Raw genomic sequence first — 26,493 nt, 5'->3', positions numbered from 1 at the left:
GAGTCATACCGTCATGCAGTCCCTCCTCGCTGCGACCGTCGCCGTCCCCCTCCTCGGTGCCGTCGCCGCCCTGCTCCCGGCGCCGCCCGGCCTCAAGGGCAAAAGCCCGGAGCAGGCCGTGCTCCGCCACGGCGTCACCGTCACCGGCGTGGTCCTGGCCCTGACCGTGGCCCTCGCCGCGGGCTTCGACCACGGCCACCCCGCGCGGATGCAGGCCACCACCGACATCAGCTGGATCCCCGCCCTCGGCATCCGGATCCACCTCGGCGTCGACGGCGTCTCGCTCCCCCTCCTCGTGCTCACCGCGCTGCTGACCTTTCTCAGCGCGGTCTACAGCTACTTCAAACTGCCGTCGGGCCCGTCTCCCAAGGCATTCGTCGCGCTGCTCCTCGTGCTGGAGGCCGGCACCCTCGCGAGCTTCGCCGTCCTCGACCTGATGCTGTTCTTCCTGGCCTTCGAGATGGTGCTCATCCCGATGTACTTCCTCATCGCCCGCTGGGGCGGCGAGGGCAGGGAGCGCGCCGCCTGGCGGTTCATCCTCTACACCCTGCTCGGCTCCGTCGTGATGCTGCTCGGCCTCCTCCTCATCGGCATCAAGGGCGGCACCTTCGACATGGTGGCACTCGCCACTGACAACGGCTCAGGACTGAGCCACACCACGCAGGTCATCGCCGTTCTGGCCATCGGCGCCGGACTGGCCGTCAAGGCCCCGATGTGGCCCTTCCACAGCTGGCTGCCCGACGCCCACACCGCCGCCCCGACCGTCGGCTCCGTCCTCCTCGCGGGCGTCCTGCTGAAGATGGGCACGTACGGCTTCGTCCGCATCGTCCTGCCCATCGCCCCCGAGGGCGCGCACACCTTCGCGCCCTACCTCGCCGCCTTCGCGGTCGTCGGCATCATCTACGGCTCGCTGGCCTGCCTGGCCCTCGCCCGCCGCGGCGCCAAGGGCGACCTCAAGCGCCTGATCGCCTACTCCTCGGTGGGCCACATGGGCTTCGTCCTGCTGGGCATCGCCACTCTCACCCCCACCGGCGTCAACGGCGCCCTCTTCGCCAACATCGCCCACGGCCTCATCACCGGCCTCCTCTTCTTCCTCGTCGGCGCCATCAAGGACCGGCACGGCACCAGCGATCTCGACGCCCTCTCCGGGGCGACCGGCGCCGCGCTCTACGGCAGGGCACCACGCCTCGGCGGCCTGCTCGCCTTCGGCGCCGTCGCCTCGCTCGGCCTGCCCGGACTCGCCGGGTTCTGGGGCGAGATGCTCGCGATGCTCGGCTCCTTCCACCCCGCCGAGGGCCTCAGCCGCCCCGCCTACCTCACCTACATGGCGCTCGCCGGCCTCGGCACGCTGCTCACCGCCGCGTACATGCTGATCGTGGTGCGCCGGGTGTGCATGGGCGGCGACGGCGAGGGCCGGCCCGGGGGCGCGCCCGCCCTCACCGACGTCCAGACCTACGAGTTCGCCGCCTGGACCCCCCTCGTCGCCCTCACCGTCCTCGCCGGACTCTGGCCCGCGGCCCTCCTCGGCCTCACCGACCCGGCCGTTCAGCAGCTCCTCCGAGGAGGCAACTGATGGTTCCCCTCGCCGGAAGCGCGGTCCAGTCCGTCGACTGGCTCGCCATCGCCCCGCCCACCGTCGTCGCCGTGACGGCGCTCGTCGTCCTGGTCGCCGACCTCTTCCTGCCCGCGCGGAGGAAGCCCCTCCTGGGCGGGATCTCGCTCGCCGGCCTCACCCTCGCCGGGCTCTCCCTGCTGCCGCTCCTCGACGGCGACCGCTCCACCTTCTGCCTGACGTCGGGCACGCGCGCGTGCAGCTACACGGCGGACCACTTCACCCTCGTCATCCAGCTCCTCGTGCTGGGCGGCGCCCTGCTGACGGCCCTGCTGTCCGTCAGCGACCTCGTCGACTTCGCGCTCCCCTCGGGCGAGTACTGGTTCCTGCTGCTGTCCTCCGTCGCGGGCGCCGCCCTGCTGCCCGCCTCCCGGGACCTCGCGACCCTCGTCGTCGCCCTCGAAGTGGCCTCCCTGCCCGCCTTCGCCCTCGTCGGCCTGCGCCGCGACGACAGCCGCTCCTCCGAGGCGGCCCTGAAGTTCTTCCTCTCCTCGGTCACCGCCACCGCCGTGACGCTCCTCGGCGTCAGCTTCGTCTACGCCGCGACCGGCACCCTGCACCTCACCCAGGTGGCCGACGCCCTCACCCACGTGGACCCGCGCCTCGGCACCCTCGCCCAGGCGGGCGTGGCCCTCACCCTCGTCGGCTTCGCCTTCAAGACCGCGGCGGTGCCCTTCCACTTCTGGGTGCCCGACACCTATGTGGGCGCCCCGCTGCCCATCGCGGCCTATCTCTCCGTCGTCGGCAAGGCGGTCGGCTTCACCGGCCTCATCCTCGTGACGGTCGTCGCGTTCCCGTCCTACGCGGACGTCTGGGCGCCCGCCCTCGCCGTCCTCGCCGCGCTCACCATGACCCTCGGCAACGCCGGCGCCCTGCGCCAGCGCCCGGACCGCACCCGCAGCGCCGTACGCCTCCTCGCCTGGTCCTCCATCGGCCAGGCCGGCTATCTGCTGGTGCCGATCGCGGCCGCCGGATACGCCGACGACCCGGGCCACGCCATCGGCTCCACCGTCGCCTACGCCCTGATGTACGCGGCCGTGAACCTCGGCGCCTTCGCCGTCGCCGCGCTCGTCGCCCGTACGCACCCGGCGCACCGCGTCGCGGACTACCGGGGCCTCTACGCCCGCAGGCCCCTGGCGGCCCTGGCGCTCGGCTTCTTCCTGCTCTGCCTGGCCGGCCTGCCGCCGGGCATCATCGGCCTGTTCGCCAAGGTCACCGTCTTCCACGCCGCCGTGGACGCGGGGCTGGGCTGGCTGGCGGTCGTCATGGCCGTCAACGTCGTGATCGCCCTCTACTACTACCTCCAGTGGACGGCGCTGCTCTTCCGCGCGCCGGAGGCCGGGGCCGGGGCGGAGGGGCAGGCGGCGGAACGGCCCGCGCGGATCCCGCTGCCGCTGGCCGCCGCGACGGCGCTCGCGGCCCTCGCCGGCCTCGCCCTGTCGGGCGCCCCGCAGCTCGTCCTGCGCTTCGCCTCGGGGGCGTTGCTGTAGGCACGCTCACCCGTACGGCCCAGGCGCCCCCTCGCGCGCACAAGGGAACCAGCGGCCTTCGTCTGGCGTTGATCGGGCAGGAAGGTTCCACTGGAGGCTCCACTGCGAAGTGGCGCGCACCACCGCAAAGGGTTCCCCTGCCGCACGATCTGGAGGGCGTACCGTGCACCGCCGGCACAACGGGCTCAGGACCGCGGTCCTCCTCGGGGGGCTGTCCGCGCTCATCATCGTCATCGGCAGCCTCTTCGGGCGCGTGGGCCTGGTCGTCGCCGTCGTGGTGGCGCTCGGCACCAACGCCTACGCCTATTGGAACAGCGACAAGCTGGCCCTGCGGGCGATGCGGGCCCGGCCGGTGAGCGAGTTCGAGGCGCCGCAGCTCTATCGCATGGTGCGCGAGCTCTCCACGGCCGCCCGCCAGCCCATGCCCCGGCTGTACATCTCACCCACCGAGGCGCCCAACGCCTTCGCCACCGGCCGCAATCCGCGCAACGCCGCCGTCTGCTGCACCGACGGCATCCTGCGCCTGCTCGACGAGCGCGAGCTGCGCGGCGTCATCGGCCACGAGCTCAGCCATGTCTACAACCGCGACATCCTGATCTCCTCGATCGCCGGCGCGCTCGCCTCGGTGGTGATGTTCCTGGTGAACTTCGCCTGGCTGATCCCCTTCGGCAGATCGGACGACGACGAGGGCCCCGGCATCGTCGGCATGATCATGATCATGCTGCTGGGCCCCATCGCGGCCTCCCTCATCCAGCTCGCCGTCAGCCGCTCCCGGGAGTACGAGGCGGACGCCTCCGGCGCGCGCCTGACCGGCGACCCCCTGGCCCTCGCCTCCGCCCTGCGCAAGCTCGAAGCGGGCACCCAGCGGCTCCCGTTGCCCCCCGAGCCGCGCATCGAGACCGCGAGCCACATGATGATCGCGAACCCGTTCCGCGCGGGCGAGGGGATGTCCAAGCTCTTCTCCACCCACCCCCCGATGGCCGAGCGCATCAGCCGCCTCGAAGGCATGGCGGGCCGCCGGATCTGAGCCAGGCCGCCGCCGGCCGCCCCGAGCGGTCGCACAGGAGCCGGCGACCGGCGCTCGGCGGCCTCGGCGAGCCCGGTGACCTCGGCGGCCTCGGCGAAGGGGAGCGTCCACGCGCCGTTTCCTCTCGCGAGCGCCGCTTCTGCGGTGTCCCCGCGGCTGGTCCGGCCCTTCGGCGTCGTCCGCCCTTGTGGACCGGGCCGCACACGCGGTGCCGCGGGCAGAGAGCCGGACCCGGCGTCAGGCATCAGGCATCAGACGGCGGCCGTCCGCCGGAGCCGTCCCCGCTGAGCCCGCGCGACCGCCTTCAGGGCAACCACTTTCCGGTGGGCAAGCGTCCTGCTCGCTAGGCACTGTTTCGCGTGGGAGGCTGTATTCATGAGGTTCATCCTGAATGTCATCTGGCTGGTCCTCTGCGGCCTTTGGATGGCGATCGGCTATGTGGTCGCGGGCCTGATCTGTTGCGTTCTGATCATTACGATCCCCTTCGGGATAGCTTCCTTCCGCATCGCCGGCTACGCCCTGTGGCCCTTCGGGCGGACCACCGTCGAGCGGCGTGACGCCGGGGCGGGCTCGCTGATCGGCAACGTCATCTGGTTCGTGTTCGCGGGCTGGTGGCTGGCGCTCGGGCACATCTTCACCGGCATCGCCCTGTGCCTCACGATCATCGGGATCCCGCTGGGCATCGCCAACTTCAAGCTGATCCCGATCTCCCTGATGCCACTGGGCCGCGAGATCGTCCCGACGGACCGCCCCTTCGCCACCCGCTGAACGGCACGCCCCCGCACGGGCGGAGCACCGCGCGCACGACGAGGGCGCGCCGGGGAGGATCACCCCCCGGCGCGCCCTCGTCGTCGCCGCGCCCCGGGCCACGGCGGTCCGTGGCCCGTGCGGCTAGCGGTAGTTGACGAACTGGATCGCGAAGTCCAGGTCCTTGCCCTTGAGGAGGGCCTGGACCGCCTGGAGGTCGTCGCGGCTCTTGGAGCTGACGCGCAGCTCGTCGCCCTGGACCTGCGCCTTGACGCCCTTCGGGCCCTCATCGCGGATGATCTTGGCGACCTTCTTCGCGTTCTCCTGCGAGATCCCCTCCTCGACCGAGGCGAAGATCTTGTACTCCTTGCCGGATGCCTGCGGCTCGCCCGCGTCCAGGGACTTCAGCGAGATGCCCCGCTTGACCAGCTTGGTCTCGAAGATGTCGAGGACGGCCTTGACCCGCTCCTCGGCATTCGCGCGCATCTCGATCTTCTCGCCGGACCACTCGATCGAGGCGCCGACGCCCTTGAAGTCGTAGCGCTGCGAGATCTCCTTGGCGGCCTGGTTGAGGGCGTTGTCGACCTCCTGCCGCTCGACCTTCGAGACGATGTCGAAACTGGAGTCGGCCATATTGAGTTGGCTCCTCATACGTAGATCCATCAGGGGGTACGGCCCGTGGCCGCTCCGCAAGCCTAGTCACCCGGGCCCCGCGCGAGGGGTGATGAATCGAGTGGCGGACCACCCCTGGTCATCGGGTATGGTTTACGTCGTTGCCACGGAGCACCACCGCAAGGCGGAATCCGCGGCGGCAACCCTTGGCGGTGTGCCCGAGTGGCCAAAGGGAGCAGACTGTAAATCTGCCGGCTCAGCCTACCCAGGTTCGAACCCTGGCGCCGCCACATGTGAAGGGCCTTCTCCTTATCGGAGAAGGCCCTTCAGTGTTTTCCGGACGCTCGCGGATTCCCGCGCCGCCGGGAGAATGTGATCTCCCGCACTTTCCCGGCAGTGGCTCGTCGCGCTCCCCGGCTCAGCCCTCCGCCACGCTCTTCACCGCCTCGTCCACCGGCGTGTCGCCCGCGATCAGCTCCAGCGTGCGCCCCGCCGTGCGGGGTTCGGCCAGCAGCGCCGCCAGGACCGCCGCCACGTCGTCCCGGGAGACCGGCCCGCGGCCCGTCGCCTCGCCCAGGGCGACCCGGCCCGTACCGGGCTCGTCGGTGAGCCTGCCCGGCCGCAGGATCGTCCAGTCCAGCCCGGCCCGGGCCCGTACGTCCGCGTCGGCCGCGCCCTTCGCCCGGAGGTACGCGGCGAAGACCGGGTCGGTGTCCTCCGGCGGCTCGCGGTCCGCGCCCATCGAGGAGACCACCAGGAAGCGCCGGACGCCCGCCGCCTCCGCCGCGTCGGCGAAGAGGGTGGCCGCGCCGCGGTCCACGGTGTCCTTGCGTTCCACGCCGCTCCCCGGCCCCGCCCCGGCCGCGAAGACGGCCGCGTCGGCGCTCTCCAGATGCCGGGCGATGTCCGCGACCGACGCCGACTCCAGATCGCACACGACCGGCTCCGCGCCCGCGGCGAGGAGCGCCCCCGCCTGCTCCGGCCTGCGGATGATCCCCGCGACCTCGTCCCCGCGCCCGGCGAGCAACCGCTCCAGCCGCAGCGCGATCTGACCATGTCCACCAGCGATGACAATGCGCATGATCCGACCGTACGCGCCACGGCCCTCGCCGCCACGCGGAAGGGCGCGAACCGGCCTGATCAGGCGCCCGTCAGGAGGGTTCGCCGCCGCGCGAGGACTGCCGCGGCAGCTCCAGCGCCGCCGCGGCCGAGGAATCGCAGTACTCCCGCACCGCGCTGGTCCGCGCCACCACGCGCCCCCGGTGCACCACCAGACGGCTGTAGGCGAGCGACAGCACGCCCTCCACACGGCGCCCCCGCACGGCCAGGAGCTCCGCGGGGAAGCCCGCCTCGACCCGGACCGGGGGCAGCCCCATCGCGGCCCGCGCGCAGCCGCTGACGGCCTCGTAGGCGTCCAGCGGGCGCAGCTCGCCGCGCGAGGCCAGCAGGAAGGCGGCCTCCAGGGGGTCGCCGCGGCCGACCGGATTGGCCGCGTCCCGCAGCGCCCCGCTGCCGGCCGTCACCCGCACCCCGGCCGCCCGCAGCAGCCGCACCGGCGCGCAGCGCGAGACCCGGGCCCCGCGCTGCTCCAGGGCGCCGCAGTCGCCCTGCGGCAGGCACACCACGGTCACCCCGGCCGCCGCCAGCTGCTCGGCGGCCCGCACGGCCTGCTCGTACGGCAGCCGGGCCAGGCCGCCGCAGGGGCCGAGGGTCACGCCGGGGCGCAGGCCGCCGGCCATGGCGGCGAGGCGGGCGAGCCGGGCGGGGTCGGCGCCGTCGGTGTGCAGGTCGACGGCGCAGCCGTGCTCGGCGGCGAGGTCCAGGACGGCCTCGGCGTAGCCGGTGGGGTCGGGGTCGAGGTCGGGGCAGCCGCCCACGGCCGCGCCCATCTTCACGGCGTCCCGCAGCATGGCCAGCCCGTCGGCCCCGGCGACCCCGGTGAGCAGCCGGGGGACCGCCACGGTGGTCAGGTCGGTGAGCCCGCGCAGCGCCCGCCGCGCCTGGAGGACGGCTTCGAGCGAGCGCAGGCCCTGGACGTCACCGATCCGCACGTGCGAGCGCAGCGCGGTGGCGCCGTGGCCGAGCTGGAGCAGCGCGGCCTCGGTGGCGCGGCGCTGGACGTCCTCGACGGAGTACGGGACGGGCCCGTCGGCGTCCGCCGTGAGCGCCGTGTCGCCGTGTCCGTGGGGCTCGGCGGGGGCGGGCAGCAGCAGATAGCCGCCGAGGTCGACGCGCGGCCCGGGGGCGAGGCTGCCGGAGGTCCCGACGGCCTCGATGGTCCCGCCGCTGAGCCGTACGTCCACGGTGCGGCCGTCGGCGAGCCGGGCGCCGCACAGCACCAGGGCGCTGTCGCCGGGCGCGGCGCCGGGGACCGGCGGGGTGTCACCCCCGGGGTTTCTCGGGGGCTGCGGCTGGCTGTCGGGCATCGCGCTCCTCCGGGGTCCGGGGCGTGCATGATCACGCAGCGTGTTCCGAGCCTAGGGCGCGTTCGGATCGGCTTCGAGCAAGCGACGAATAGTCGTACTGGTGTGGTGTGAGAGGGGCGGGAAGTGCCCTCCGGGGTGGCCGCCGGATACGGATTTCACGTTCGGCGGCCAACCGTGTAATGTCTTCCTCGCTCGCCCCAATAGCTCAGTCGGCAGAGCGTCTCCATGGTAAGGAGAAGGTCTACGGTTCGATTCCGTATTGGGGCTCTGGTGTGTGAGGTTCCTCGCCTTCGGGCGAGGATCTCTCTCGCATCAAAGCGGTGTAGCTCAGTCGGTAGAGCAAGCGGCTCATAATCGCTGTGTCACCGGTTCAAGTCCGGTCACCGCTACACGTAGTAGCCGATTGTGGGGTCGGTCCTCCGGTCGGCTACTCTTGTCTGCGTTCATCCGTCCATCCGTCAAGGAGCACTCACGTGGCTGCCACCGACGTCCGCCCGAAGATCACGCTGGCCTGCGTGGAGTGCAAGGAGCGGAACTACATCACCAAGAAGAACCGGCGTAATGACCCGGACCGTCTTGAGATGAAGAAGCACTGCCCTCGTTGCAACGCGCACACCGCGCACCGCGAGACGCGCTAAACACAGGCTCGTTCATGAGGCCGTCCCCAGATCCTGGGGGCGGCCTCATGGCGTATCCGCGACCGTTCGCGGAATCGGCGCCGGTTCCCCGGGATCCCGTGAACCGGTTCCCAGGAATCCATCGCAGTCCACTCAGGAGGTGCCGAGCCCATGGCACTCGACCAGTCCTTCGTCGGACGGACCTATCCGGCCACCGAGCCGTACGAGGTCGGCCGGGAGAAGATCCGCGAATTCGCCGAGGCCATCGGTGATGCCAATCCGGTCTACACCGACCCCGAGGCCGCCAAGGCCGTCGGTCACCCGGATGTGATCGCTCCGCCGACCTTTGTGTTCGCGATCACTTTCCGGGCCGCCGGTCAGGTCGTCCAGGACCCGCAGCTGGGCCTGGACTACGACCGCGTGGTGCACGGCGACCAGAAGTTCGCCTACACCCGCCCGGTCCGCGCGGGCGACCGGCTGACGGTCATCTCCACGATCGAGGCGATCAAGTCCATGGCGGGCAACGACCTGGTGACCGTCCGTGGTGATGTGCACGATGAGTCCGGTGAGCATGTGGTGACCGCGCACACGATGCTGGTGGCGCGCGCCGCCGAGGAGGCGTGATGGCAGCGAGCATTTCCTACGACGAGGTCGAGATCGGCACCGAACTGCCGGTGCAGTCCTTCCCGGTGACCCGTGCCACTCTCGTCCGCTACGCGGGCGCCTCGGGCGACTTCAACCCGATCCACTGGAACGAGAAGTTCGCCAAGGAGGTCGGGCTGCCGGACGTCATCGCGCACGGCATGTTCACCATGGCCGAGGCGGCCCGCGTGGTGACCGACTGGACCGGCGACCCGGGCGCGCTCGTGGAGTACGGCGTGCGGTTCACCAAGCCGGTCGTCGTGCCGAACGACGACGAGGGCGCGGTCATCGAGGTCGGCGGCAAGGTCGCGGCCAAGGACGACGAGTCCCGTACGGTCCGCGTCGACCTGCTGGTCAAGAGCGCGGGCCAGAAGGTGCTGGGCATGTCCCGCGCGGTCGTCAGGCTCGCCTGAGCGACACCCTCCGGAACGCAGACGTAAGGGGCACCCGCCAGGGGCGGGTGCCCCTTACGTCGGGCCCCGGCCCCCGCCCCGTCAGGGGCGCGGGGAACTGCGCGACCAGCCCTGCACGACCCGCGGCCGCACACGAAGCTCACGTGGCTCTTGAGCAGGCGTGCCGCACCAGCAACAGCAGGCGCAGCCGAAAAACCGAAGAGCACCCGGAAAACGGGGCCCGGGCGCAGCCCTGACGGCAGGATCCGTGCGGCGGGGTGACCCGAAGAGAGCGGCTCAGCGCAGCGTTTACGCTGGGGCGCGTGCAGGAATTCCACGATGCCCCCATCGCCCCCCTGACCACCTTCCGTCTCGGTGGCCCCGCGACCCGCCTGGTCACCGCCACCACCGACGACGAGGTGATCGCGGCCGTACGCGAAGCCGACGCGGTCGGCACCCCGCTGCTGATCATCGGCGGCGGCAGCAACCTGGTCGTCTCCGACAAGGGCTTCGACGGCACCGCCCTGCGCATCGCCACCACCGGCTTCACCCTCGACGGCACCGACCTCGAACTCGCCGCCGGTGAGAACTGGTCCGACGCCGTGGCCCGCACCGTCGAGGCCGGGCTCGCCGGCATCGAGTGCCTCGCCGGGATCCCCGGCTCCGCCGGTGCCACCCCGATCCAGAACGTCGGCGCGTACGGCCAGGAGGTCTCCGCGACGATCACCGAGGTGGTCGCCTACGACCGCCGCGCCGACGAGGTCGTCACCCTCACGAACGAGGAGTGCGCCTTTTCCTACCGCCACAGCCGCTTCAAGCAGGACCCCACGCGCCACGTCGTGCTCCGCGTCCGCTTCCGGCTGGAGGACGCGGACGGGCTGTCCGCGCCGCTCAAGTACGCCGAGACGGCCCGCGCCCTCGGCGTGGCGGCGGGGGAGCGCGTACCCGCCGCCAAGGCCCGGGAGACCGTGCTGAAGCTCCGCTCGGGCAAGGGCATGGTGCTCGACCCGGAGGACCACGACACCTGGTCCGCGGGCTCCTTCTTCACCAACCCGATCCTCACGGAGGCCGAGCACGCCGCCTTCCTGGAGCGGGTCGCCCAGCGGCTCGGCGCGGGCGTCCTGCCGCCCTCGTACCCGGCGGGGGAGGGCTTCATGAAGACCTCCGCGGCCTGGCTGATCGACAAGGCCGGCTACACCAAGGGGTACGGCGAGGGCGCCGCCCGCATCTCCACGAAGCACACCCTGGCGCTCACCAACCGCGGCGACGCCACCACGGAGGACCTGCTGGCCCTCGCCCGCGAGGTCCGCGACGGCGTCCACGCGGCGTTCGGCGTCACCCTCGTCAACGAGCCGGTGACGGTGGGCTGCGCGCTCTGACCGCGCGCGGCCTACGCCGCCAGCCAGTCGTCCACGCCGGACAGCAGCTTCTCCCGGACGTCCTCCGGGGCCCGTGACGCCCGGACCGACTGGCGGGCCAGCTCCGCCAGTTCCGCGTCCGTGAAGCCGTGGTGCTCCCGCGCCACGTCGTACTGCGCGGCCAGCCGCGAGCCGAAGAGCAGCGGGTCGTCCGCGCCCAGGGCTATCGGCACGCCCGCCTCGTAGAGCACCCGCAGGGGCACGTCGGACGGCTTCTCGTAGACGCCCAGCGCCACGTTCGAGGTCGGGCAGACCTCGCAGGCCACCTCGCGCTCCGCGAGCTTGCGGAGCAGCCGGGGGTCCTCCGCGGCGCGCACGCCGTGCCCGACGCGGCCCGCGCGCAGGTCGTCCAGGCAGTCGCGGACGCTGCTGGGGCCCGCGAGCTCGCCGCCGTGCGGCGCGGCGAGGAGGCCGCCTTCCCGGGCGATCTCGAAGGCGCGGTCGAAGTCGCGGGCGAGGCCGCGCCGCTCGTCGTTGGAGAGCCCGAAGCCGATGACGCCGCGGTCGGCGTACCGCACGGCGAGCCGGGCCAGCGTGCGGGCGTCGAGCGGGTGCTTCATGCGGTTCGCGGCCACGATGACGCGGATGCCGAGGCCCGTGTCCCGGGACGCGCTGTCGACGGCGTCGAGGATGATCTCCAGCGCCGGGATCAGCCCGCCGAGCCGGGGCGCGTACGAGGTGGGGTCGACCTGGATCTCCAGCCAGCCGGAGCCGTCGCGCACGTCCTCCTCGGCGGCCTCGCGCACCAGGCGCTGGATGTCCTCGGGGGAGCGCAGGCAGGACCGGGCGATGTCGTAGAGCCGCTGGAAGCGGAACCAGCCGCGTTCGTCGGTGGCGCGCAGCCGGGGAGGTTCGCCGCCACTGAGCGCCTCGGGCAGGTGCACCCCGTACTTGTCGGCCAGCTCCAGCAAGGTCGACGGGCGCATGGACCCGGTGAAGTGCAGGTGCAGATGGGCCTTCGGCAGCAGCTTGACGTCGCGAACACTCTCCATTCCAGGATCCTGCCGCACGCGCCCGGCAACCGGAAGGGACTTTCCCTGAACGGGGCCCGGCCGAAAAGAATTGCGGGCCCCCGGCACCTGGCCGGGGGCCCGCGGCAATGCGGTGGGGGACGGCCGTCAGGCCGTGGCCTCCGCCAGCAGCTTCTGGATCCGGGAGACGCCCTCGACCAGGTCCTCGTCGCCCAGGGCGTAGGACAGGCGCAGGTAGCCCGGCGTGCCGAACGCCTCGCCCGGCACCACCGCGACCTCGACCTCGTCGAGGATCAGCGCGGCCAGCTCCACCGAGGTGGCGGGCCGCTTGCCGCGGATCTCCTTGCCCAGCAGCCCCTTCACGGACGGGTAGGCGTAGAACGCGCCCTCCGGCTCCGGGCAGACGATGCCGTCGATCTCGTTGAGCATCCGCACGATCGTCCGGCGGCGGCGGTCGAAGGCGGTGCGCATCTCGGCGACGGCGTCCAGGTCACCGGAGACCGCGGCCAGGGCGGCGATCTGCGCGACGTTGGAGACGTTGGAGGTGGCGTGCGACTGGAGGTTGGTCGCGGCCTTGACGACGTCCTTCGGGCCGATGATCCAGCCCACGCGCCAGCCCGTCATCGCGTACGTCTTGGCGACACCGTTGACCACGATGCACTTGTCGCGCAGCTCCGGGACGACCACCGGCAGGGAGCAGAACTCCGCGTCGCCGTAGACCAGGTGCTCGTAGATCTCGTCCGTCAGCACCCACAGGCCGTGCTCGGCGGCCCAGCGGCCGATCTCCTCGACCTGCTCGCGGCTGTAGACCGCGCCGGTCGGGTTGGAGGGGGAGACGAAGAGCAGGACCTTGGTCCGCTCGGTGCGGGCCGCCTCCAACTGCTCGACCGAGACGCGGTAACCGGTGGTCTCGTCGGCGACGACGTCGACCGGCACACCGCCCGCGAGGCGGATCGACTCCGGGTAGGTGGTCCAGTACGGGGCGGGCACGATGACCTCGTCGCCCGGGTCGAGGATCGCGGCGAACGCCTCGTAGATGGCCTGCTTGCCGCCGTTGGTGACGAGCACCTGGGAGGCGTCGACCTCATAGCCGGAGTCGCGCAGCGTCTTGGCGGCGATCGCGTTCTTCAGCTCGGGCAGGCCGCCGGCGGGGGTGTAGCGGTGGTACTTCGGAGTGCGGCACGCCTCCACCGCGGCCTCGACGATGTAGCCGGGGGTCGGGAAGTCGGGCTCGCCCGCGCCGAAGCCGATCACCGGGCGGCCGGCGGCCTTGAGGGCCTTGGCCTTGGCGTCCACGGCGAGGGTGGCGGACTCGGAGATCGATCCGATACGGGCCGACACCCGGCGCTCGGTGGGGGACTGTACGGGGGGCTCGGAAGGAGTCGCAGCGCTCATGCAGGCATCGTCGCAGACCGGGCGGGAGCGGGGCACACGAGTCGGCCGGAGCGTTACCGCCGGGCACCTGCCCGCCCCTGCGGCGCCTGGGCCGTGGGTGCCCCGGGTGGCGCTGTTCGACGCGGGCCTCCGGAGCACGTACACTCATCCGTCGTTGGCCCCTCACCGGCACGTCCGCCTCTTCTCGGGCACGCACACCGTGCGTACGCCCGGATGCGGTAGGTTGGGGGAACCACAAAGGGTCGTAGCTCAATTGGTAGAGCACTGGTCTCCAAAACCAGCGGTTGGGGGTTCAAGTCCCTTCGGCCCTGCTACACGCATCGTTTCCAGGGTGCGTGCATGCGTACGTACTGAAATGCACCGCCGTGCGGCTCAACCGGGCGCGGCACGGCTCACGACCCGGATTCAGGTGAGGACGTAGTGACGGAAGCCCTGGGCTCCACCGCGACGCCTGAGAGCGGTCGTCCCGAGGACGAGGTGGCCGCCAAGAAGGGCCGCCGTGGCGGGAAGCGCGGGAAGAAGGGCCCCTTCGGCCGCCTCGCGCTGTTCTACCGCCAGATCGTCGCAGAGCTCCGCAAGGTCGTCTGGCCCACGCGGAACCAGCTTTCGACGTACACCACTGTCGTGATCGTCTTTGTCGTCATCGTCATTGGCCTGGTCACCGTGATTGACTATGGGTTCTCCAACGCCGTCAAGTACGTCTTCGGCTGAACCCGCGCGTAGGGCGGCTGCTTCTCGGAGAGCCGCCCCTTCGCACGTTCCACCCCTTGAAGCCAGGAAGAAGCAGCCACGTGTCTGACCCGAACCTGAACGACGCCGTCGACTCCGTCGAGGCGGCAGAGGCCGACGTGGTCGCGGCTGCCTCGGCCGAGGTCGAGGGCGACGACACCGCGCAGGAGATCGTCGAGAACGCCGACGGCGTCGACGAGCTCGACGCCGAGGACTCCGCCGCCGGCGAGCCCGCCGAGCAGGCCGCCCTCCACGTCGAGGACGACGCCGAGTCCGAGGCCGCCGCCGCGGTCGAGGCCGACGAGGTGCCGGCCGAGGAGCAGGCCCCGGTCGACCCCGTCGCCGCGCTCCGCGACGAGCTGCGCGGTCTGCCCGGTGAGTGGTACGTCATCCACACCTACGCGGGTTACGAGAACCGCGTGAAGACCAACCTCGAGCAGCGCGCCGTCTCGCTCAACGTCGAGGACTACATCTTCCAGGCCGAGGTGCCGCAGGAAGAGGTCGTCCAGATCAAGAACGGCGACCGCCGCACCGTCCGCCAGAACAAGCTCCCCGGCTATGTGCTGGTGCGCATGGACCTGACGAACGAGTCCTGGGGCGTCGTCCGCAACACCCCGGGCGTCACCGGCTTCGTGGGCAACGCCTACGACCCGTACCCGCTGACCCTGGACGAGATCGTCAAGATGCTCGCCCCGGAGGCCGAGGAGAAGGCCGCCCGCGAGGCCGCCGAGGCCGAGGGCAAGCCGGCGCCGTCCCGCAAGGTCGAGGTCCAGGTGCTGGACTTCGAGGTGGGCGACTCGGTCACCGTCACGGACGGCCCGTTCGCGACGCTCCAGGCCACGATCAACGAGATCAACGCCGACTCGAAGAAGGTCAAGGGCCTCGTCGAGATCTTCGGTCGCGAGACCCCGGTCGAGCTCAGCTTCGACCAGATCCAGAAGAACTAGTTCTTCTGGGACATACGCCTCCGAACAGGTCAGACCGGCTGCTCACAGCCTGTCTGACCTGCTCGGTTTTTGGCCGCAGCATGTTACCCGTTATCGTGGTGCGGTATGCCTGCGCGCACTGTGCGCGGGCAAAAAACTCTCACTAGGACCCGGAGAGAGCAATGCCTCCCAAGAAGAAGAAGATCACAGGGCTGATCAAGCTCCAGATCAGCGCCGGTGCCGCGAACCCGGCTCCGCCGGTCGGCCCCGCGCTGGGTCAGCACGGCGTCAACATCATGGAGTTCTGCAAGGCCTACAACGCCGCGACCGAGTCGCAGCGTGGCATGGTCGTGCCGGTGGAGATCACGGTCTACGAAGACCGTTCCTTCACCTTCGTGACGAAGACTCCGCCGGCCGCGAAGCTGATCCTCAAGGCCGCGGGCGTGGAGAAGGGCTCCGGCGAGCCGCACACCAAGAAGGTCGCGAAGATCACCCGCGACCAGGTGCGTGAGATCGCCACCACCAAGATGCCCGACCTGAACGCCAACGACCTGGACGCCGCCGAGAAGATCATCGCCGGCACCGCCCGTTCCATGGGCGTCACGGTCGAGGGCTGACGAACGAGTTCGCGCAGTGGCCGGCCGAGCGCAGCGAGGTCGTCCGCGTAGCGAGCGAGTGAGGAAGCCCGAGCGATCAACGCGCGGGCTGATCAGCCACCCCAAGCGGTACCCGTGGGAGGGCCAGCGCTGGTCCGTACCACGACTCCATAACCACTGAGGAGAAGCAGTGAAGCGCAGCAAGACTCTCCGCGCTGCGGACGCCAAGGTCGAGGCGGAGCGCCTGTACGCCCCCCTCGAGGCCGTCCGTCTCGCGAAGGAAACCTCCACCACCAAGTTCGACGCGACCGTCGAGGTTGCCATGCGCCTGGGTGTCGACCCGCGCAAGGCCGACCAGATGGTCCGCGGCACCGTGAACCTTCCGCACGGCACCGGTAAGACCGCCCGGGTCCTGGTCTTCGCGACCGGTGACCGTGCTGCGGCCGCGGAAGCCGCTGGCGCCGACATCGTCGGCTCCGACGAACTGATCGACGAGGTTGCGAAGGGCCGTCTGGACTTCGACGCCGTCGTCGCCACCCCGGACCTCATGGGCAAGGTCGGCCGCCTCGGCCGCGTGCTCGGTCCGCGTGGTCTGATGCCGAACCCGAAGACCGGCACGGTCACCCCGGACGTGGCGAAGGCTGTCACGGACATCAAGGGCGGCAAGATCGAGTTCCGCGTCGACAAGCACTCGAACCTGCACTTCATCATCGGCAAGGTGTCGTTCGACGAGACCAAGCTGGTCGAGAACTACGCCGCCGCGCTCGAGGAGATCAACCGCCTCAAGCCGTCCGCCGCGAAGGGCCGCTACATCAAGAAGGCGTCCATCACGACGACGATGGGCCCCAGCATCGCGCTGGACTCCAACCGCACCCGCAACCTCCTGGTCGAGGACGAGACGGTCTGAACCGACCCCTCGTAGCGAGTGATCGTTGCAAAGAGCCGGGCCCCGCACCTCTTCGGAGATGCGGGGCCCGGCTCTTCGTCCTGTGCCTGTTGAGCCGGTGGGTCGGTGGCAGTGGCAGCGAGCGGCGCCCGGAAGCCCGCGGACGCCATGCTCCCGGCCCGCGGTGCGGCCGGCCGCGGCCAGGCCGGGGGCGCCCGGCCGGAGGCGCCAGAGCCCGCTCCCGGGCGGCCGCCGCCAAGGGCCCGCACGGCCGATTTGCCTCGGGCTGCCCCTTCCCGTACCTTGTTCCAGAAGCCAAAGACCGCTGGTCGTTGCTGTGCCTTCGTAGCGAAGGTGTGGTGGCCGAAGGATCCGCTAGCTGCGGGCGACCTGCGCAGGTGATTTGTGGATGAACTCCCGGGAGGACCTCTGGTCCGGCCGGTCGAGTGCACGCCCCGAGCGCCTGCGCCGGGGCGTTTCGTTTTGCCCAGGTCCCTTCGCGTGTCTATGCGGTCCGAATCACCCGGAAGGAGGCCGAGGCTCATGGCGAGGCCCGACAAGTCTGCCGCGGTTGTCGAGCTGACGGACAAGTTCCGCAGCTCGAACGCCGCCGTGCTTACCGAGTACCGCGGTCTCACCGTGGCACAGCTCAAGCAGCTGCGCCGTTCGCTCGGTGAGAACGCCCAGTACGCCGTGGTGAAGAACACGCTGACCAAGATTGCGGCCAACGAGGCCGGGATCACGACGCTGGACGACCAGTTCACTGGTCCGACGGCTGTCGCCTTCATCACCGGTGACCCGGTGGAGTCGGCGAAGGGTCTTCGTGACTTCGCCAAGGAGAACCCCAACCTGATCATCAAGGGCGGTGTCCTTGATGGCAAGGCGCTGTCCGCCGATGAGATCAAGAAGCTCGCGGACCTCGAGTCCCGCGAGGTTCTGCTCGCCAAGCTGGCGGGCGCCATGAAGGGCAAGCAGTCCCAGGCTGCCGCGCTCTTCCAGGCGCTTCCCTCGAAGTTCGTCCGCACCGCGGAGGCGCTTCGTGCCAAGAAGGCCGAGCAGGGCGGTGCCGAGTAATTCGGCTCGCGCATTGATCAGCGCCGCTTGAGGCGCTGGTCGCAGCGGGCCGTCAGTACGCCCGCCTACATGTACATCCGGCACCAGCCGATTTAGTGGAAGGACCGCCATCATGGCGAAGCTCTCTCAGGAAGACCTGCTCGCTCAGTTCGAGGAGATGACCCTCATCGAGCTCTCTGAGTTCGTGAAGCTCTTCGAGGAGAAGTTCGACGTCACCGCCGCCGCCCCGGTCGCCGTTGCCGCCGCCGGTGGCGCCGCTGCCGCCGCCGAGGCCGTCGAGGAGCAGGACGAGTTCGACGTCATCCTCACCGCCGCCGGTGACAAGAAGATCCAGGTCATCAAGGTCGTGCGCGAGCTGACCTCCCTGGGTCTGAAGGAGGCCAAGGACCTCGTCGACGGCACCCCGAAGCCGGTCCTCGAGAAGGTCGCGAAGGACGCCGCGGACAAGGCCGCCGAGGCCCTCAAGGGCGCCGGCGCCTCCGTCGAGGTCAAGTGACCTTCGGAGTCTGCTGACTCTCTCCCGCGCGGCCCGGCACGTCCGGGCGGTGCGTAAGTCTCAAGGGCGATCACCCATGCGGGTGGTCGCCCTTGGGCGTTCCCGCGACGGCTGCCTTGCCCCGGGCGCGGGGGCGAGTATGGTGATCTTCGTTGTCTGCCGGAAGCGCGTGAGAGGGCGCCGGGCGGACGGCCGTGGAAGACGCCACGGGAGGCGTCCGGAGGCCGAGGGGCCTTGACGAACGGCACGCCGCGCGCAATTCTCAGGACGCGTCGCCACATCGATCCGCAGCCCGAGGCATGGATCGAAGGCGAAGAGGGAAGCCTTGCTCCAGGCAATGAGGAACAACAGGATCCCGGAGGGAGAGATTGGTATCGCACCGGTCTCCGGAAATCCGCTCTGGACATCAGTGGGCCAAGTGGCTACACTGACCCTTTGCGCTGCCTGTTAGCTGCTCCCTGCCCGTCACCAGGGGCATGCCCACTGTCGAGCACTGCCGATGGAAACCCGCTGACCTGGGATTTCTTATCCAATGCACGGAGTGGGGCCGGTACGCGCGTAGTGAGTCCGAGCCCTCGGAAGGACCCCCTCTTGGCCGCCTCGCGCAACGCCTCGACTGCCAATACGAACACCGGCGCCAGCACCGCCCCGCTGCGCATCTCTTTTGCGAAGATCAAGGAGCCCCTCGAGGTTCCGAACCTCCTTGCGCTGCAGACCGAGAGCTTCGACTGGCTGCTCGGCAACGCCGCCTGGAAGGCTCGCGTCGAGGCTGCGCTGGAAAGCGGTCAGGACGTCCCCACCAAGTCCGGTCTGGAGGAGATCTTCGAAGAGATCTCCCCGATCGAGGACTTCTCCGGGTCGATGTCGCTGACCTTCCGCGACCACCGCTTCGAGCCGCCGAAGAACTCCATCGACGAGTGCAAGGAGCGCGACTTCACGTACGCGGCCCCGCTCTTCGTCACCGCCGAGTTCACCAACAACGAGACCGGCGAGATCAAGTCTCAGACGGTCTTCATGGGCGACTTCCCGCTCATGACCAACAAGGGCACCTTCTGCATCAACGGCACCGAGCGTGTCGTCGTCTCGCAGCTGGTCCGCTCGCCGGGCGTCTACTTCGACTCCTCCATCGACAAGACGTCCGACAAGGACATCTTCACCGCCAAGATCATCCCGTCCCGGGGTGCCTGGCTGGAGATGGAGGTCGACAAGCGCGACATGGTCGGTGTCCGCATCGACCGCAAGCGCAAGCAGTCCGTGACCGTCCTGCTCAAGGCCCTCGGTTGGACGACCGAGCAGATCCTCGAGGAGTTCGGCGAGTACGAGTCCATGCGCGCCACCCTGGAGAAGGACCACACCCAGGGCCAGGACGACGCGCTGCTCGACATCTACCGCAAGCTGCGCCCGGGCGAGCCGCCGACGCGCGAGGCCGCGCAGACGCTGCTCGAGAACCTCTACTTCAACCCCAAGCGCTACGACCTCGCCAAGGTCGGCCGCTACAAGGTGAACAAGAAGCTCGGCGCGGACGCCCCCCTCGACGCCGGTGTGCTGACCGTCGACGACGTCATCGCGACGATCAAGTACCTGGTCAAGCTGCACGCGGGTGAGCTGGAGACGGTCGGCGAGAACGGCACCTCGATCGTCGTCGAGACCGACGACATCGACCACTTCGGCAACCGTCGTCTGCGCAACGTCGGTGAGCTCATCCAGAACCAGGTCCGCACGGGTCTGGCTCGTATGGAGCGCGTCGTCCGCGAGCGGATGACCACCCAGGACGTCGAGGCGATCACGCCGCAGACCCTGATCAACATCCGGCCGGTCGTCGCCTCCATCAAGGAGTTCTTCGGCACCAGCCAGCTGTCCCAGTTCATGGACCAGACGAACCCGCTGTCGGGCCTGACCCACAAGCGCCGTCTGTCCGCGCTGGGCCCCGGTGGTCTGTCCCGTGAGCGGGCCGGCTTCGAGGTGCGAGACGTTCACCCGTCGCACTACGGCCGCATGTGCCCCATCGAGACGCCCGAAGGCCCGAACATCGGTCTGATCGGCTCGCTCGCCTCGTACGGCCGTGTCAACGCCTTCGGCTTCGTCGAGACCCCGTACCGCAAGGTCGTGGGCGGCGTCGTCACCGATGACGTGGACTACCTGACTGCCGACGAGGAAGACCGCTTCGTCATCGCCCAGGCGAACGCCCCCCTCACCGAGGACATGCGTTACGCCGAGTCCCGCGTGCTGGTCCGCCGCCGTGGCGGCGAGATCGACTACATCGCCGGCGACGACGTCGACTACATGGACGTCTCCCCGCGCCAGATGGTGTCGGTCGCGACCGCCATGATCCCCTTCCTCGAGCACGACGACGCCAACCGCGCGCTCATGGGATCGAACATGATGCGCCAGGCCGTTCCGCTGATCAAGGCGGAGGCCCCGCTGGTCGGCACCGGCATGGAGTACCGCTGCGCGGTCGACGCCGGTGACGTCATCAAGGCGGAGAAGGACGGTGTGGTCCAGGAGGTCTCCGCGGACTACGTCACCGTCGCCAACGACGACGGCACGTACAACACGTACCGGGTCGCCAAGTTCTCCCGCTCCAACCAGGGCACGTCCTTCAACCAGAAGGTCGTCGTGGACGAGGGCGCGCGCGTCATCGCCGGCCAGGTGCTCGCCGACGGTCCGTCCACGGACGAGGGCGAGATGGCGCTCGGCAAGAACCTGCTCGTGGCGTTCATGCCGTGGGAGGGTCACAACTACGAGGACGCGATCATCCTGTCGCAGCGCCTCGTGCAGGACGACGTCCTCTCCTCGATCCACATCGAGGAGCACGAGGTCGACGCCCGTGACACCAAGCTCGGCCCGGAGGAGATCACCCGGGACATCCCGAACGTCTCCGAGGAGGTCCTCGCCGACCTCGACGAGCGCGGCATCATCCGCATCGGTGCCGAGGTCGTCGCCGGCGACATCCTCGTCGGCAAGGTCACGCCCAAGGGTGAGACCGAGCTGACGCCGGAGGAGCGCCTGCTCCGCGCGATCTTCGGTGAGAAGGCCCGTGAGGTCCGTGACACCTCGCTGAAGGTGCCGCACGGTGAGATCGGCAAGGTCATCGGCGTCCGCGTCTTCGACCGCGAAGAGGGCGACGAGCTGCCGCCGGGCGTGAACCAGCTGGTCCGCGTCTACGTCGCGCAGAAGCGCAAGATCACCGACGGTGACAAGCTCGCCGGCCGCCACGGCAACAAGGGTGTCATCTCCAAGATCCTTCCGGTCGAGGACATGCCCTTCCTCGAGGACGGCACCCCGGTCGACATCATCCTCAACCCGCTCGGTGTCCCGTCCCGAATGAACCCGGGACAGGTCCTCGAGATCCACCTCGGCTGGCTCGCCAGCCGCGGCTGGAAGGTCGAGGGCGACGAGGACTGGATGAAGCGGCTCCAGGCGATCGGCGCCGACGAGGTCGCCGCCGGCACCAACGTCGCGACCCCGGTCTTCGACGGTGCCCGCGAGGACGAGATCGCCGGTCTCTTCGAGTCCACGATCCCCAACCGCGACGGTGACCGCCTGGTCCTGCCCTCCGGCAAGGCCCGGATGTTCGACGGCCGCTCCGGCGAGCCGTTCCCGGACCCGATCTCCGTCGGGTACATGTACATCCTCAAGCTGCACCACCTGGTCGACGACAAGCTGCACGCCCGCTCGACCGGTCCGTACTCCATGATCACCCAGCAGCCGCTGGGTGGTAAGGCTCAGTTCGGTGGCCAGCGCTTCGGTGAGATGGAGGTGTGGGCGCTGGAGGCATACGGCGCCGCCTACGCCCTCCAGGAGCTGCTGACCATCAAGTCCGACGACGTCACCGGCCGCGTGAAGGTCTACGAGGCCATCGTCAAGGGCGAGAACATCCCCGAGCCCGGCATTCCCGAGTCCTTCAAGGTGCTCATCAAGGAAATGCAGTCGCTGTGCCTCAACGTGGAGGTGCTGTCCTCGGACGGCATGTCCATCGAGATGCGCGACACGGACGAGGACGTCTTCCGCGCGGCGGAAGAGCTCGGTATCGACCTGTCCCGGCGCGAGCCGAGCAGCGTCGAAGAGGTCTGACGGGTCTGGTGGGGGGCTTCTCCGGAAGCCCCCCACCGTCCCTGGACCCCCAGACCATGATGTAGAGCCCAATAACTCGCTGGCGCGAGGGGGCACAAACCCTGAAAGAGGGATTGACGAACAGTGCTCGACGTCAACTTCTTCGACGAGCTGCGGATCGGCCTGGCGACCGCGGACGACATCCGAACCTGGTCCCACGGCGAGGTCAAGAAGCCGGAGACCATCAACTACCGCACCCTGAAGCCCGAAAAGGACGGACTCTTCTGCGAGAAGATCTTCGGTCCGACCCGGGACTGGGAGTGCTACTGCGGCAAGTACAAGCGTGTCCGCTTCAAGGGCATCATCTGTGAGCGCTGTGGCGTCGAGGTCACGCGCGCCAAGGTGCGCCGTGAGCGGATGGGCCACATCGAGCTCGCCGCCCCCGTCACCCACATCTGGTACTTCAAGGGCGTCCCGTCGCGCCTGGGCTACCTGCTCGACCTCGCCCCGAAGGACCTCGAGAAGGTCATCTACTTCGCCGCCTACATGATCACGTGGGTGGACGAGGAGCGCCGCACGCGCGACCTGCCCTCGCTGGAGGCCCACGTCTCCGTCGAGCGTCAGCAGATCGAGCAGCGCCGCGACGCCGACCTGGAGGCCCGCGCCAAGAAGCTCGAGGCCGACCTGGCCGAGCTCGAGGCCGAGGGTGCCAAGGCCGACGTGCGCCGCAAGGTGCGCGAGGGCGCCGAGCGTGAGATGAAGCAGCTGCGCGACCGCGCGCAGCGCGAGATCGACCGCCTCGACGAGGTGTGGAGCCGCTTCAAGAACCTCAAGGTCCAGGACCTCGAGGGCGACGAGCTGCTCTACCGCGAGCTGCGCGACCGCTTCGGCACCTACTTCATGGGTGCGATGGGCGCCGCCGCGCTGCAGAAGCGCCTGGAGTCCTTCGACCTCGACGAGGAGGCCGAGCGCCTCCGCGAGATCATCCGGACCGGCAAGGGCCAGAAGAAGACCCGTGCGCTCAAGCGCCTCAAGGTCGTCTCCGCCTTCCTGCAGACCCGCAACAGCCCCAGCGGCATGGTGCTCGACTGCATCCCCGTGATCCCGCCGGACCTGCGTCCGATGGTGCAGCTGGACGGTGGCCGCTTCGCGACCTCCGACCTGAACGACCTGTACCGCCGTGTGATCAACCGCAACAACCGCCTCAAGCGTCTCCTTGACCTCGGTGCCCCCGAGATCATCGTGAACAACGAGAAGCGGATGCTGCAGGAGGCCGTCGACGCGCTGTTCGACAACGGCCGCCGCGGTCGCCCGGTCACCGGTCCCGGCAACCGCCCGCTGAAGTCCCTCAGCGACATGCTGAAGGGCAAGCAGGGTCGTTTCCGTCAGAACCTGCTCGGTAAGCGTGTGGACTACTCCGCGCGTTCCGTCATCGTCGTCGGTCCGCAGCTGAAGCTGCACCAGTGCGGTCTGCCCAAGGCCATGGCGCTGGAGCTCTTCAAGCCGTTCGTGATGAAGCGCCTGGTCGACCTGAACCACGCGCAGAACATCAAGTCGGCCAAGCGCATGGTCGAGCGCGGCCGCACCGTCGTGTACGACGTCCTCGAAGAGGTCATCGCCGAGCACCCGGTGCTGCTGAACCGTGCGCCCACGCTGCACCGCCTCGGCATCCAGGCCTTCGAGCCGCAGCTGGTCGAGGGCAAGGCCATCCAGATCCACCCGCTCGTCTGCACCGCGTTCAACGCGGACTTCGACGGTGACCAGATGGCCGTCCACCTGCCGCTCTCCGCGGAGGCGCAGGCCGAGGCCCGCATCCTGATGCTGTCCTCGAACAACATCCTCAAGCCGGCCGACGGCCGTCCGGTCACCATGCCGACCCAGGACATGGTGCTGGGTCTGTTCTTCCTCACCACCGACGAGGAGGAGCGCAAGGTCATCGGCGAGGGCCGGTCCTTCGGCTCGGTCGCCGAGGCGATCATGGCGTTCGACGCCCGCGAGCTCTCGCTCCAGGCGAAGGTCGACATCCGCTTCCCGATCGGCACCGTTCCCCCGCGTGGCTGGGTTCCCCCGGTCGCCGAGGAGGGCGAGCCGGAGTGGCAGCAGGGTGACAGCTTCCGGCTGCGCACCACGCTGGGCCGCGCGCTCTTCAACGAGCTGCTGCCCGAGGACTACCCGTTCGTCGACTACTCGGTGGGCAAGAAGCAGCTCTCCGAGATCGTCAACGACCTGGCCGAGCGCTACCCCAAGGTCATCGTGGCGGCGACGCTCGACAACCTGAAGGCGGCCGGTTTCCACTGGGCGACCCGTTCCGGTGTCACCGTGGCCATCTCCGACGTCGTCGTTCCCGAGGCGAAGAAGGAGATCGTCAAGGGCTACGAGGCGCAGGACGAGAAGGTCCAGAAGCAGTACGAGCGCGGTCTGATCACCAAGGACGAGCGCACGCAGGAGCTCATCGCGATCTGGACCAAGGCGACCAACGAGGTCGCCGAGGCGATGAACGCGAACTTCCCCAAGACGAACCCCATCTTCATGATGGTTGACTCGGGTGCCCGAGGAAACATGATGCAGATGCGTCAGATCGCCGGTATGCGTGGTCTGGTGTCGAACGCGAAGAACGAGACCATCCCGCGACCCATCAAGGCGTCGTTCCGTGAGGGTCTGTCCGTGCTGGAGTACTTCATCTCCACCCACGGTGCCCGTAAGGGTCTCGCGGACACCGCCCTGCGTACCGCCGACTCGGGTTACCTGACCCGTCGTCTGGTGGACGTCTCGCAGGACGTGATCATCCGCGAGGAGGACTGCGGCACCGAGCGTGGCCTCAAGCTGCAGATCGCGTCCAAGGGTGCCGACGGCGTGCTCCGCAAGGCGGACGACGTCGAGACCAGCGTCTACGCCCGCATGCTCGCCGAGGACGTCGTCGTCGACGGCAAGGTCATCGCGCCGGCCAACGTCGACCTGGGCGATGTGCTCATCGACCAGCTCGTCGCCCACGGCGTCGAGACGGTCAAGACCCGCTCGGTCCTCACCTGTGAGTCCGCGGTCGGCACCTGTGCCTTCTGCTACGGCCGCTCGCTGGCCACCGGCAAGCTGGTCGACATCGGTGAGGCCGTCGGCATCATCGCGGCCCAGTCCATCGGTGAGCCGGGTACCCAGCTGACGATGCGTACCTTCCACACCGGTGGTGTGGCCGGTGACGACATCACCCAGGGTCTGCCCCGTGTCGTCGAGCTCTTCGAGGCCCGTACGCCCAAGGGTGTCGCCCCGATCTCGGAGGCGGCCGGCCGCGTCCGTATCGAGGAGACCGAGAAGACCAAGAAGATTGTCGTCACCCCGGACGACGGCTCCGAGGAGACCGCCTTCGGCATCTCCAAGCGTGCCCGTCTGCTGGTCAGCGAGGGTGAGCACGTCGAGGTGGGCCAGAAGCTCACCGTGGGTGCCACCAACCCGCACGACGTTCTGCGCATCCTGGGTCAGCGCGCCGTCCAGGTCCACCTGGTCGGCGAGGTCCAGAAGGTCTACAACTCGCAGGGTGTGTCGATCCACGACAAGCACATCGAGATCATCATCCGGCAGATGCTGCGCCGCGTGACGATCATCGAGTCCGGCGACGCGGAGCTGCTGCCGGGCGAGCTCGTGGAGCGCTCGCGCTTCGAGGGTGAGAACCGTCGTGTGGTCACCGAGGGCGGTCACCCCGCCTCCGGCCGTCCGCAGCTGATGGGTATCACCAAGGCCTCGCTCGCCACCGAGTCGTGGCTGTCGGCGGCGTCCTTCCAGGAGACGACCCGGGTGCTCACCGACGCGGCGATCAACGCCAAGTCGGACTCCCTGATCGGCCTCAAGGAGAACGTCATCATCGGTAAGCTCATCCCGGCCGGTACGGGCCTGTCCCGTTACCGCAACATCCGGGTGGAGCCCACCGAGGAGGCCAAGGCCGCGATGTACTCGGCCGTCGGTTACGACGACATCGACTACTCGCCCTTCGGCACCGGCTCCGGCCAGGCGGTCCCGCTGGAGGACTACGACTACGGTCCGTACAACCAGTAAGTCGCAAGTCGAACGCACAGGGCGGTCATCCCCTTCCGGGGGTGGCCGCCCTGCGGCGTGTTGTCACTCTCACTCGTTCGGCCGGTAGAGTGATCGTCATCTTCGGCGATGCCCCGGTCGCCCGTGCGGGGCCCGGGGAAACGGGCCCCGGGCCGCGCTGTGCCACGCGCGCCGGGGTGTCCACCGCGTGTGCATTTGTTTTGACCGCAGCCCATGCGCTAGGTACGCTCTGACCTTGTGCCTGGGGTGTCCCTGGGCTCTCGTGCGTGCCTTTAGACCGTGCGGGAGACCCGGACCGTCACCGGTCCGAGACACCGAAATCTGCGCCTAGCCGTCTTCG

Annotated in this window: 21 protein-coding genes and 4 tRNA genes; 20 read left to right on the top strand and 5 right to left on the bottom strand. The window is 69.5% G+C overall.

From position 1 onward, the window contains the following. Nucleotides 1-13: 13 nt before the first annotated feature. The 4 genes from ACZ4A5_RS06460 (at nt 14) to ACZ4A5_RS06445 (ending at nt 4,897) form a co-directional block, all read left to right on the top strand. A complete protein-coding gene (locus tag ACZ4A5_RS06460) occupies nt 14-1,573 on the top strand; it encodes a complex I subunit 4 family protein (RefSeq protein ID WP_467579133.1) in 1,560 nt (519 codons plus the stop codon). Further along, a complete protein-coding gene (locus ACZ4A5_RS06455; RefSeq protein WP_467578959.1) occupies nt 1,573-3,102 on the top strand; it encodes an NADH-quinone oxidoreductase subunit N in 1,530 nt (509 codons plus the stop codon). Before ACZ4A5_RS06460 ends, ACZ4A5_RS06455 begins: the two co-directional genes overlap by 1 nt. Nucleotides 3,103-3,265: 163 nt before the next feature. Further along, nucleotides 3,266-4,129, top strand: coding sequence for a zinc metalloprotease HtpX (gene htpX, locus ACZ4A5_RS06450; protein ID WP_467578957.1), 864 nt, complete (start codon nt 3,266-3,268; stop codon nt 4,127-4,129). Nucleotides 4,130-4,504: 375 nt separating this feature from the next. Next, on the top strand, nt 4,505-4,897 hold the full coding sequence (locus ACZ4A5_RS06445) for a YccF domain-containing protein (protein ID WP_467578955.1): 393 nt from the start codon (nt 4,505-4,507) through the stop codon (nt 4,895-4,897). A 123-nt stretch (nt 4,898-5,020) separates the two neighbouring features. On the opposite strand, the gene ACZ4A5_RS06440 is transcribed toward ACZ4A5_RS06445, so the two are convergent. Next, nucleotides 5,021-5,509, bottom strand: coding sequence for a YajQ family cyclic di-GMP-binding protein (locus ACZ4A5_RS06440; protein WP_398868970.1), 489 nt, complete (start codon nt 5,507-5,509; stop codon nt 5,021-5,023). Between the two features lie 187 nt (nt 5,510-5,696). Between ACZ4A5_RS06440 and ACZ4A5_RS06435 the strand changes: the two genes are divergently transcribed. Next, nucleotides 5,697-5,778, top strand: a tRNA-Tyr gene (locus ACZ4A5_RS06435). 128 nt (nt 5,779-5,906) lie between these two features. Here ACZ4A5_RS06435 and ACZ4A5_RS06430 read toward each other — a convergent pair. Both ACZ4A5_RS06430 and ACZ4A5_RS06425 read right to left on the bottom strand, forming a co-directional pair. Next, nucleotides 5,907-6,569 (bottom strand): NAD(P)H-binding protein, encoded by a 663-nt coding sequence (locus ACZ4A5_RS06430; RefSeq protein ID WP_467578953.1) that lies wholly within the window; start codon nt 6,567-6,569, stop codon nt 5,907-5,909. 70 nt (nt 6,570-6,639) lie between these two features. Next, nucleotides 6,640-7,914: an amidohydrolase family protein gene (locus tag ACZ4A5_RS06425; protein WP_467578951.1), complete on the bottom strand. Its 1,275-nt coding sequence runs from the start codon at nt 7,912-7,914 to the stop codon at nt 6,640-6,642. Between the two features lie 194 nt (nt 7,915-8,108). Here ACZ4A5_RS06425 and ACZ4A5_RS06420 point away from each other — a divergent pair. The 6 genes from ACZ4A5_RS06420 (at nt 8,109) to ACZ4A5_RS06395 (ending at nt 10,944) form a co-directional block, all read left to right on the top strand. Further along, nucleotides 8,109-8,181, top strand: a tRNA-Thr gene (locus tag ACZ4A5_RS06420). 49 nt (nt 8,182-8,230) lie between these two features. Continuing rightward, nucleotides 8,231-8,303, top strand: a tRNA-Met gene (locus ACZ4A5_RS06415). 84 nt (nt 8,304-8,387) lie between these two features. Further along, nucleotides 8,388-8,552 carry a 50S ribosomal protein L33 gene (rpmG, locus tag ACZ4A5_RS06410; RefSeq protein WP_004571794.1) on the top strand — a complete coding sequence of 55 codons (165 nt, stop codon included), beginning with the start codon at nt 8,388-8,390 and terminating at the stop codon, nt 8,550-8,552. Nucleotides 8,553-8,702: 150 nt separating this feature from the next. Next, nucleotides 8,703-9,155 (top strand): FAS1-like dehydratase domain-containing protein, encoded by a 453-nt coding sequence (locus tag ACZ4A5_RS06405; protein ID WP_467578949.1) that lies wholly within the window; start codon nt 8,703-8,705, stop codon nt 9,153-9,155. Next, nucleotides 9,155-9,586: a MaoC family dehydratase gene (locus ACZ4A5_RS06400; RefSeq protein ID WP_467578947.1), complete on the top strand. Its 432-nt coding sequence runs from the start codon at nt 9,155-9,157 to the stop codon at nt 9,584-9,586. The genes ACZ4A5_RS06405 and ACZ4A5_RS06400 overlap by 1 nt, the downstream gene beginning before the upstream one ends. A 302-nt stretch (nt 9,587-9,888) precedes the next feature. Further along, a complete protein-coding gene (locus ACZ4A5_RS06395) occupies nt 9,889-10,944 on the top strand; it encodes a UDP-N-acetylmuramate dehydrogenase (RefSeq protein ID WP_467578945.1) in 1,056 nt (351 codons plus the stop codon). Between the two features lie 11 nt (nt 10,945-10,955). Here ACZ4A5_RS06395 and ACZ4A5_RS06390 read toward each other — a convergent pair whose 3' ends face one another. After that, nucleotides 10,956-11,975, bottom strand: a complete 1,020-nt coding sequence (locus ACZ4A5_RS06390; protein WP_467578943.1) for an adenosine deaminase — start codon at nt 11,973-11,975, stop codon at nt 10,956-10,958. 126 nt (nt 11,976-12,101) lie between these two features. Next, complete coding sequence (locus tag ACZ4A5_RS06385) at nt 12,102-13,349, bottom strand: pyridoxal phosphate-dependent aminotransferase (RefSeq protein ID WP_467578941.1); 1,248 nt, start codon at nt 13,347-13,349, stop codon at nt 12,102-12,104. Between the two features lie 238 nt (nt 13,350-13,587). Here ACZ4A5_RS06385 and ACZ4A5_RS06380 point away from each other — a divergent pair. From ACZ4A5_RS06380 to ACZ4A5_RS06340, 9 genes are all read left to right on the top strand, one after another. Then, nucleotides 13,588-13,660 (top strand) — tRNA-Trp (locus ACZ4A5_RS06380). Between the two features lie 109 nt (nt 13,661-13,769). Beyond that, nucleotides 13,770-14,060, top strand: a complete 291-nt coding sequence (gene secE / locus ACZ4A5_RS06375; RefSeq protein ID WP_361521919.1) for a preprotein translocase subunit SecE — start codon at nt 13,770-13,772, stop codon at nt 14,058-14,060. An 80-nt stretch (nt 14,061-14,140) separates the two neighbouring features. Then, entirely contained in the window at nt 14,141-15,025 is an 885-nt protein-coding gene (gene nusG, locus ACZ4A5_RS06370; RefSeq protein ID WP_398868978.1) for a transcription termination/antitermination protein NusG, read from the top strand. A 161-nt stretch (nt 15,026-15,186) separates the two neighbouring features. Continuing rightward, a complete protein-coding gene (rplK, locus tag ACZ4A5_RS06365; RefSeq protein WP_366003524.1) occupies nt 15,187-15,621 on the top strand; it encodes a 50S ribosomal protein L11 in 435 nt (144 codons plus the stop codon). 169 nt (nt 15,622-15,790) lie between these two features. Next, complete coding sequence (gene rplA / locus ACZ4A5_RS06360) at nt 15,791-16,507, top strand: 50S ribosomal protein L1 (protein WP_467578938.1); 717 nt, start codon at nt 15,791-15,793, stop codon at nt 16,505-16,507. 522 nt (nt 16,508-17,029) lie between these two features. After that, nucleotides 17,030-17,560, top strand: a complete 531-nt coding sequence (gene rplJ / locus ACZ4A5_RS06355) for a 50S ribosomal protein L10 (protein ID WP_467578936.1) — start codon at nt 17,030-17,032, stop codon at nt 17,558-17,560. A 112-nt stretch (nt 17,561-17,672) separates the two neighbouring features. Next, the gene (rplL, locus tag ACZ4A5_RS06350) at nt 17,673-18,056 is read left to right on the top strand and encodes a 50S ribosomal protein L7/L12 (RefSeq protein ID WP_467578934.1); all 384 of its coding nucleotides are present in this window, start codon (nt 17,673-17,675) and stop codon (nt 18,054-18,056) included. Nucleotides 18,057-18,647: 591 nt separating this feature from the next. Continuing rightward, complete coding sequence (rpoB, locus tag ACZ4A5_RS06345; RefSeq protein WP_467578932.1) at nt 18,648-22,130, top strand: DNA-directed RNA polymerase subunit beta; 3,483 nt, start codon at nt 18,648-18,650, stop codon at nt 22,128-22,130. Between the two features lie 123 nt (nt 22,131-22,253). Then, complete coding sequence (locus tag ACZ4A5_RS06340) at nt 22,254-26,153, top strand: DNA-directed RNA polymerase subunit beta' (RefSeq protein ID WP_467578930.1); 3,900 nt, start codon at nt 22,254-22,256, stop codon at nt 26,151-26,153. Nucleotides 26,154-26,493: the final 340 nt, after the last annotated feature.

The sequence above is a fragment of the Streptomyces sp. NPDC025618 genome (genome assembly GCF_055558795.1).
This window is presented reverse-complemented; position numbering and strand designations above follow the sequence as displayed.

What these genes read in the sequence shown, in the direction of transcription:
- ACZ4A5_RS06455 (WP_467578959.1), top strand. Translation starts at nt 1,573, where the DNA reads ATGGTTCCCCTCGCCGGAAGCGCGGTCCAGTCCGTCGACTGGCTCGCC.
- ACZ4A5_RS06385 (WP_467578941.1), bottom strand. Translation starts at nt 13,349, where the DNA reads ATGAGCGCTGCGACTCCTTCCGAGCCCCCCGTACAGTCCCCCACCGAG.
- ACZ4A5_RS06460 (WP_467579133.1), top strand. Translation starts at nt 14, where the DNA reads ATGCAGTCCCTCCTCGCTGCGACCGTCGCCGTCCCCCTCCTCGGTGCC.
- ACZ4A5_RS06425 (WP_467578951.1), bottom strand. Translation starts at nt 7,914, where the DNA reads ATGCCCGACAGCCAGCCGCAGCCCCCGAGAAACCCCGGGGGTGACACC.
- ACZ4A5_RS06390 (WP_467578943.1), bottom strand. Translation starts at nt 11,975, where the DNA reads ATGGAGAGTGTTCGCGACGTCAAGCTGCTGCCGAAGGCCCATCTGCAC.
- ACZ4A5_RS06440 (WP_398868970.1), bottom strand. Translation starts at nt 5,509, where the DNA reads ATGGCCGACTCCAGTTTCGACATCGTCTCGAAGGTCGAGCGGCAGGAG.
- ACZ4A5_RS06430 (WP_467578953.1), bottom strand. Translation starts at nt 6,569, where the DNA reads ATGCGCATTGTCATCGCTGGTGGACATGGTCAGATCGCGCTGCGGCTG.
- rplK (WP_366003524.1), top strand. Translation starts at nt 15,187, where the DNA reads ATGCCTCCCAAGAAGAAGAAGATCACAGGGCTGATCAAGCTCCAGATC.
- ACZ4A5_RS06400 (WP_467578947.1), top strand. Translation starts at nt 9,155, where the DNA reads ATGGCAGCGAGCATTTCCTACGACGAGGTCGAGATCGGCACCGAACTG.
- rplJ (WP_467578936.1), top strand. Translation starts at nt 17,030, where the DNA reads ATGGCGAGGCCCGACAAGTCTGCCGCGGTTGTCGAGCTGACGGACAAG.
- ACZ4A5_RS06405 (WP_467578949.1), top strand. Translation starts at nt 8,703, where the DNA reads ATGGCACTCGACCAGTCCTTCGTCGGACGGACCTATCCGGCCACCGAG.
- rplL (WP_467578934.1), top strand. Translation starts at nt 17,673, where the DNA reads ATGGCGAAGCTCTCTCAGGAAGACCTGCTCGCTCAGTTCGAGGAGATG.
- ACZ4A5_RS06445 (WP_467578955.1), top strand. Translation starts at nt 4,505, where the DNA reads ATGAGGTTCATCCTGAATGTCATCTGGCTGGTCCTCTGCGGCCTTTGG.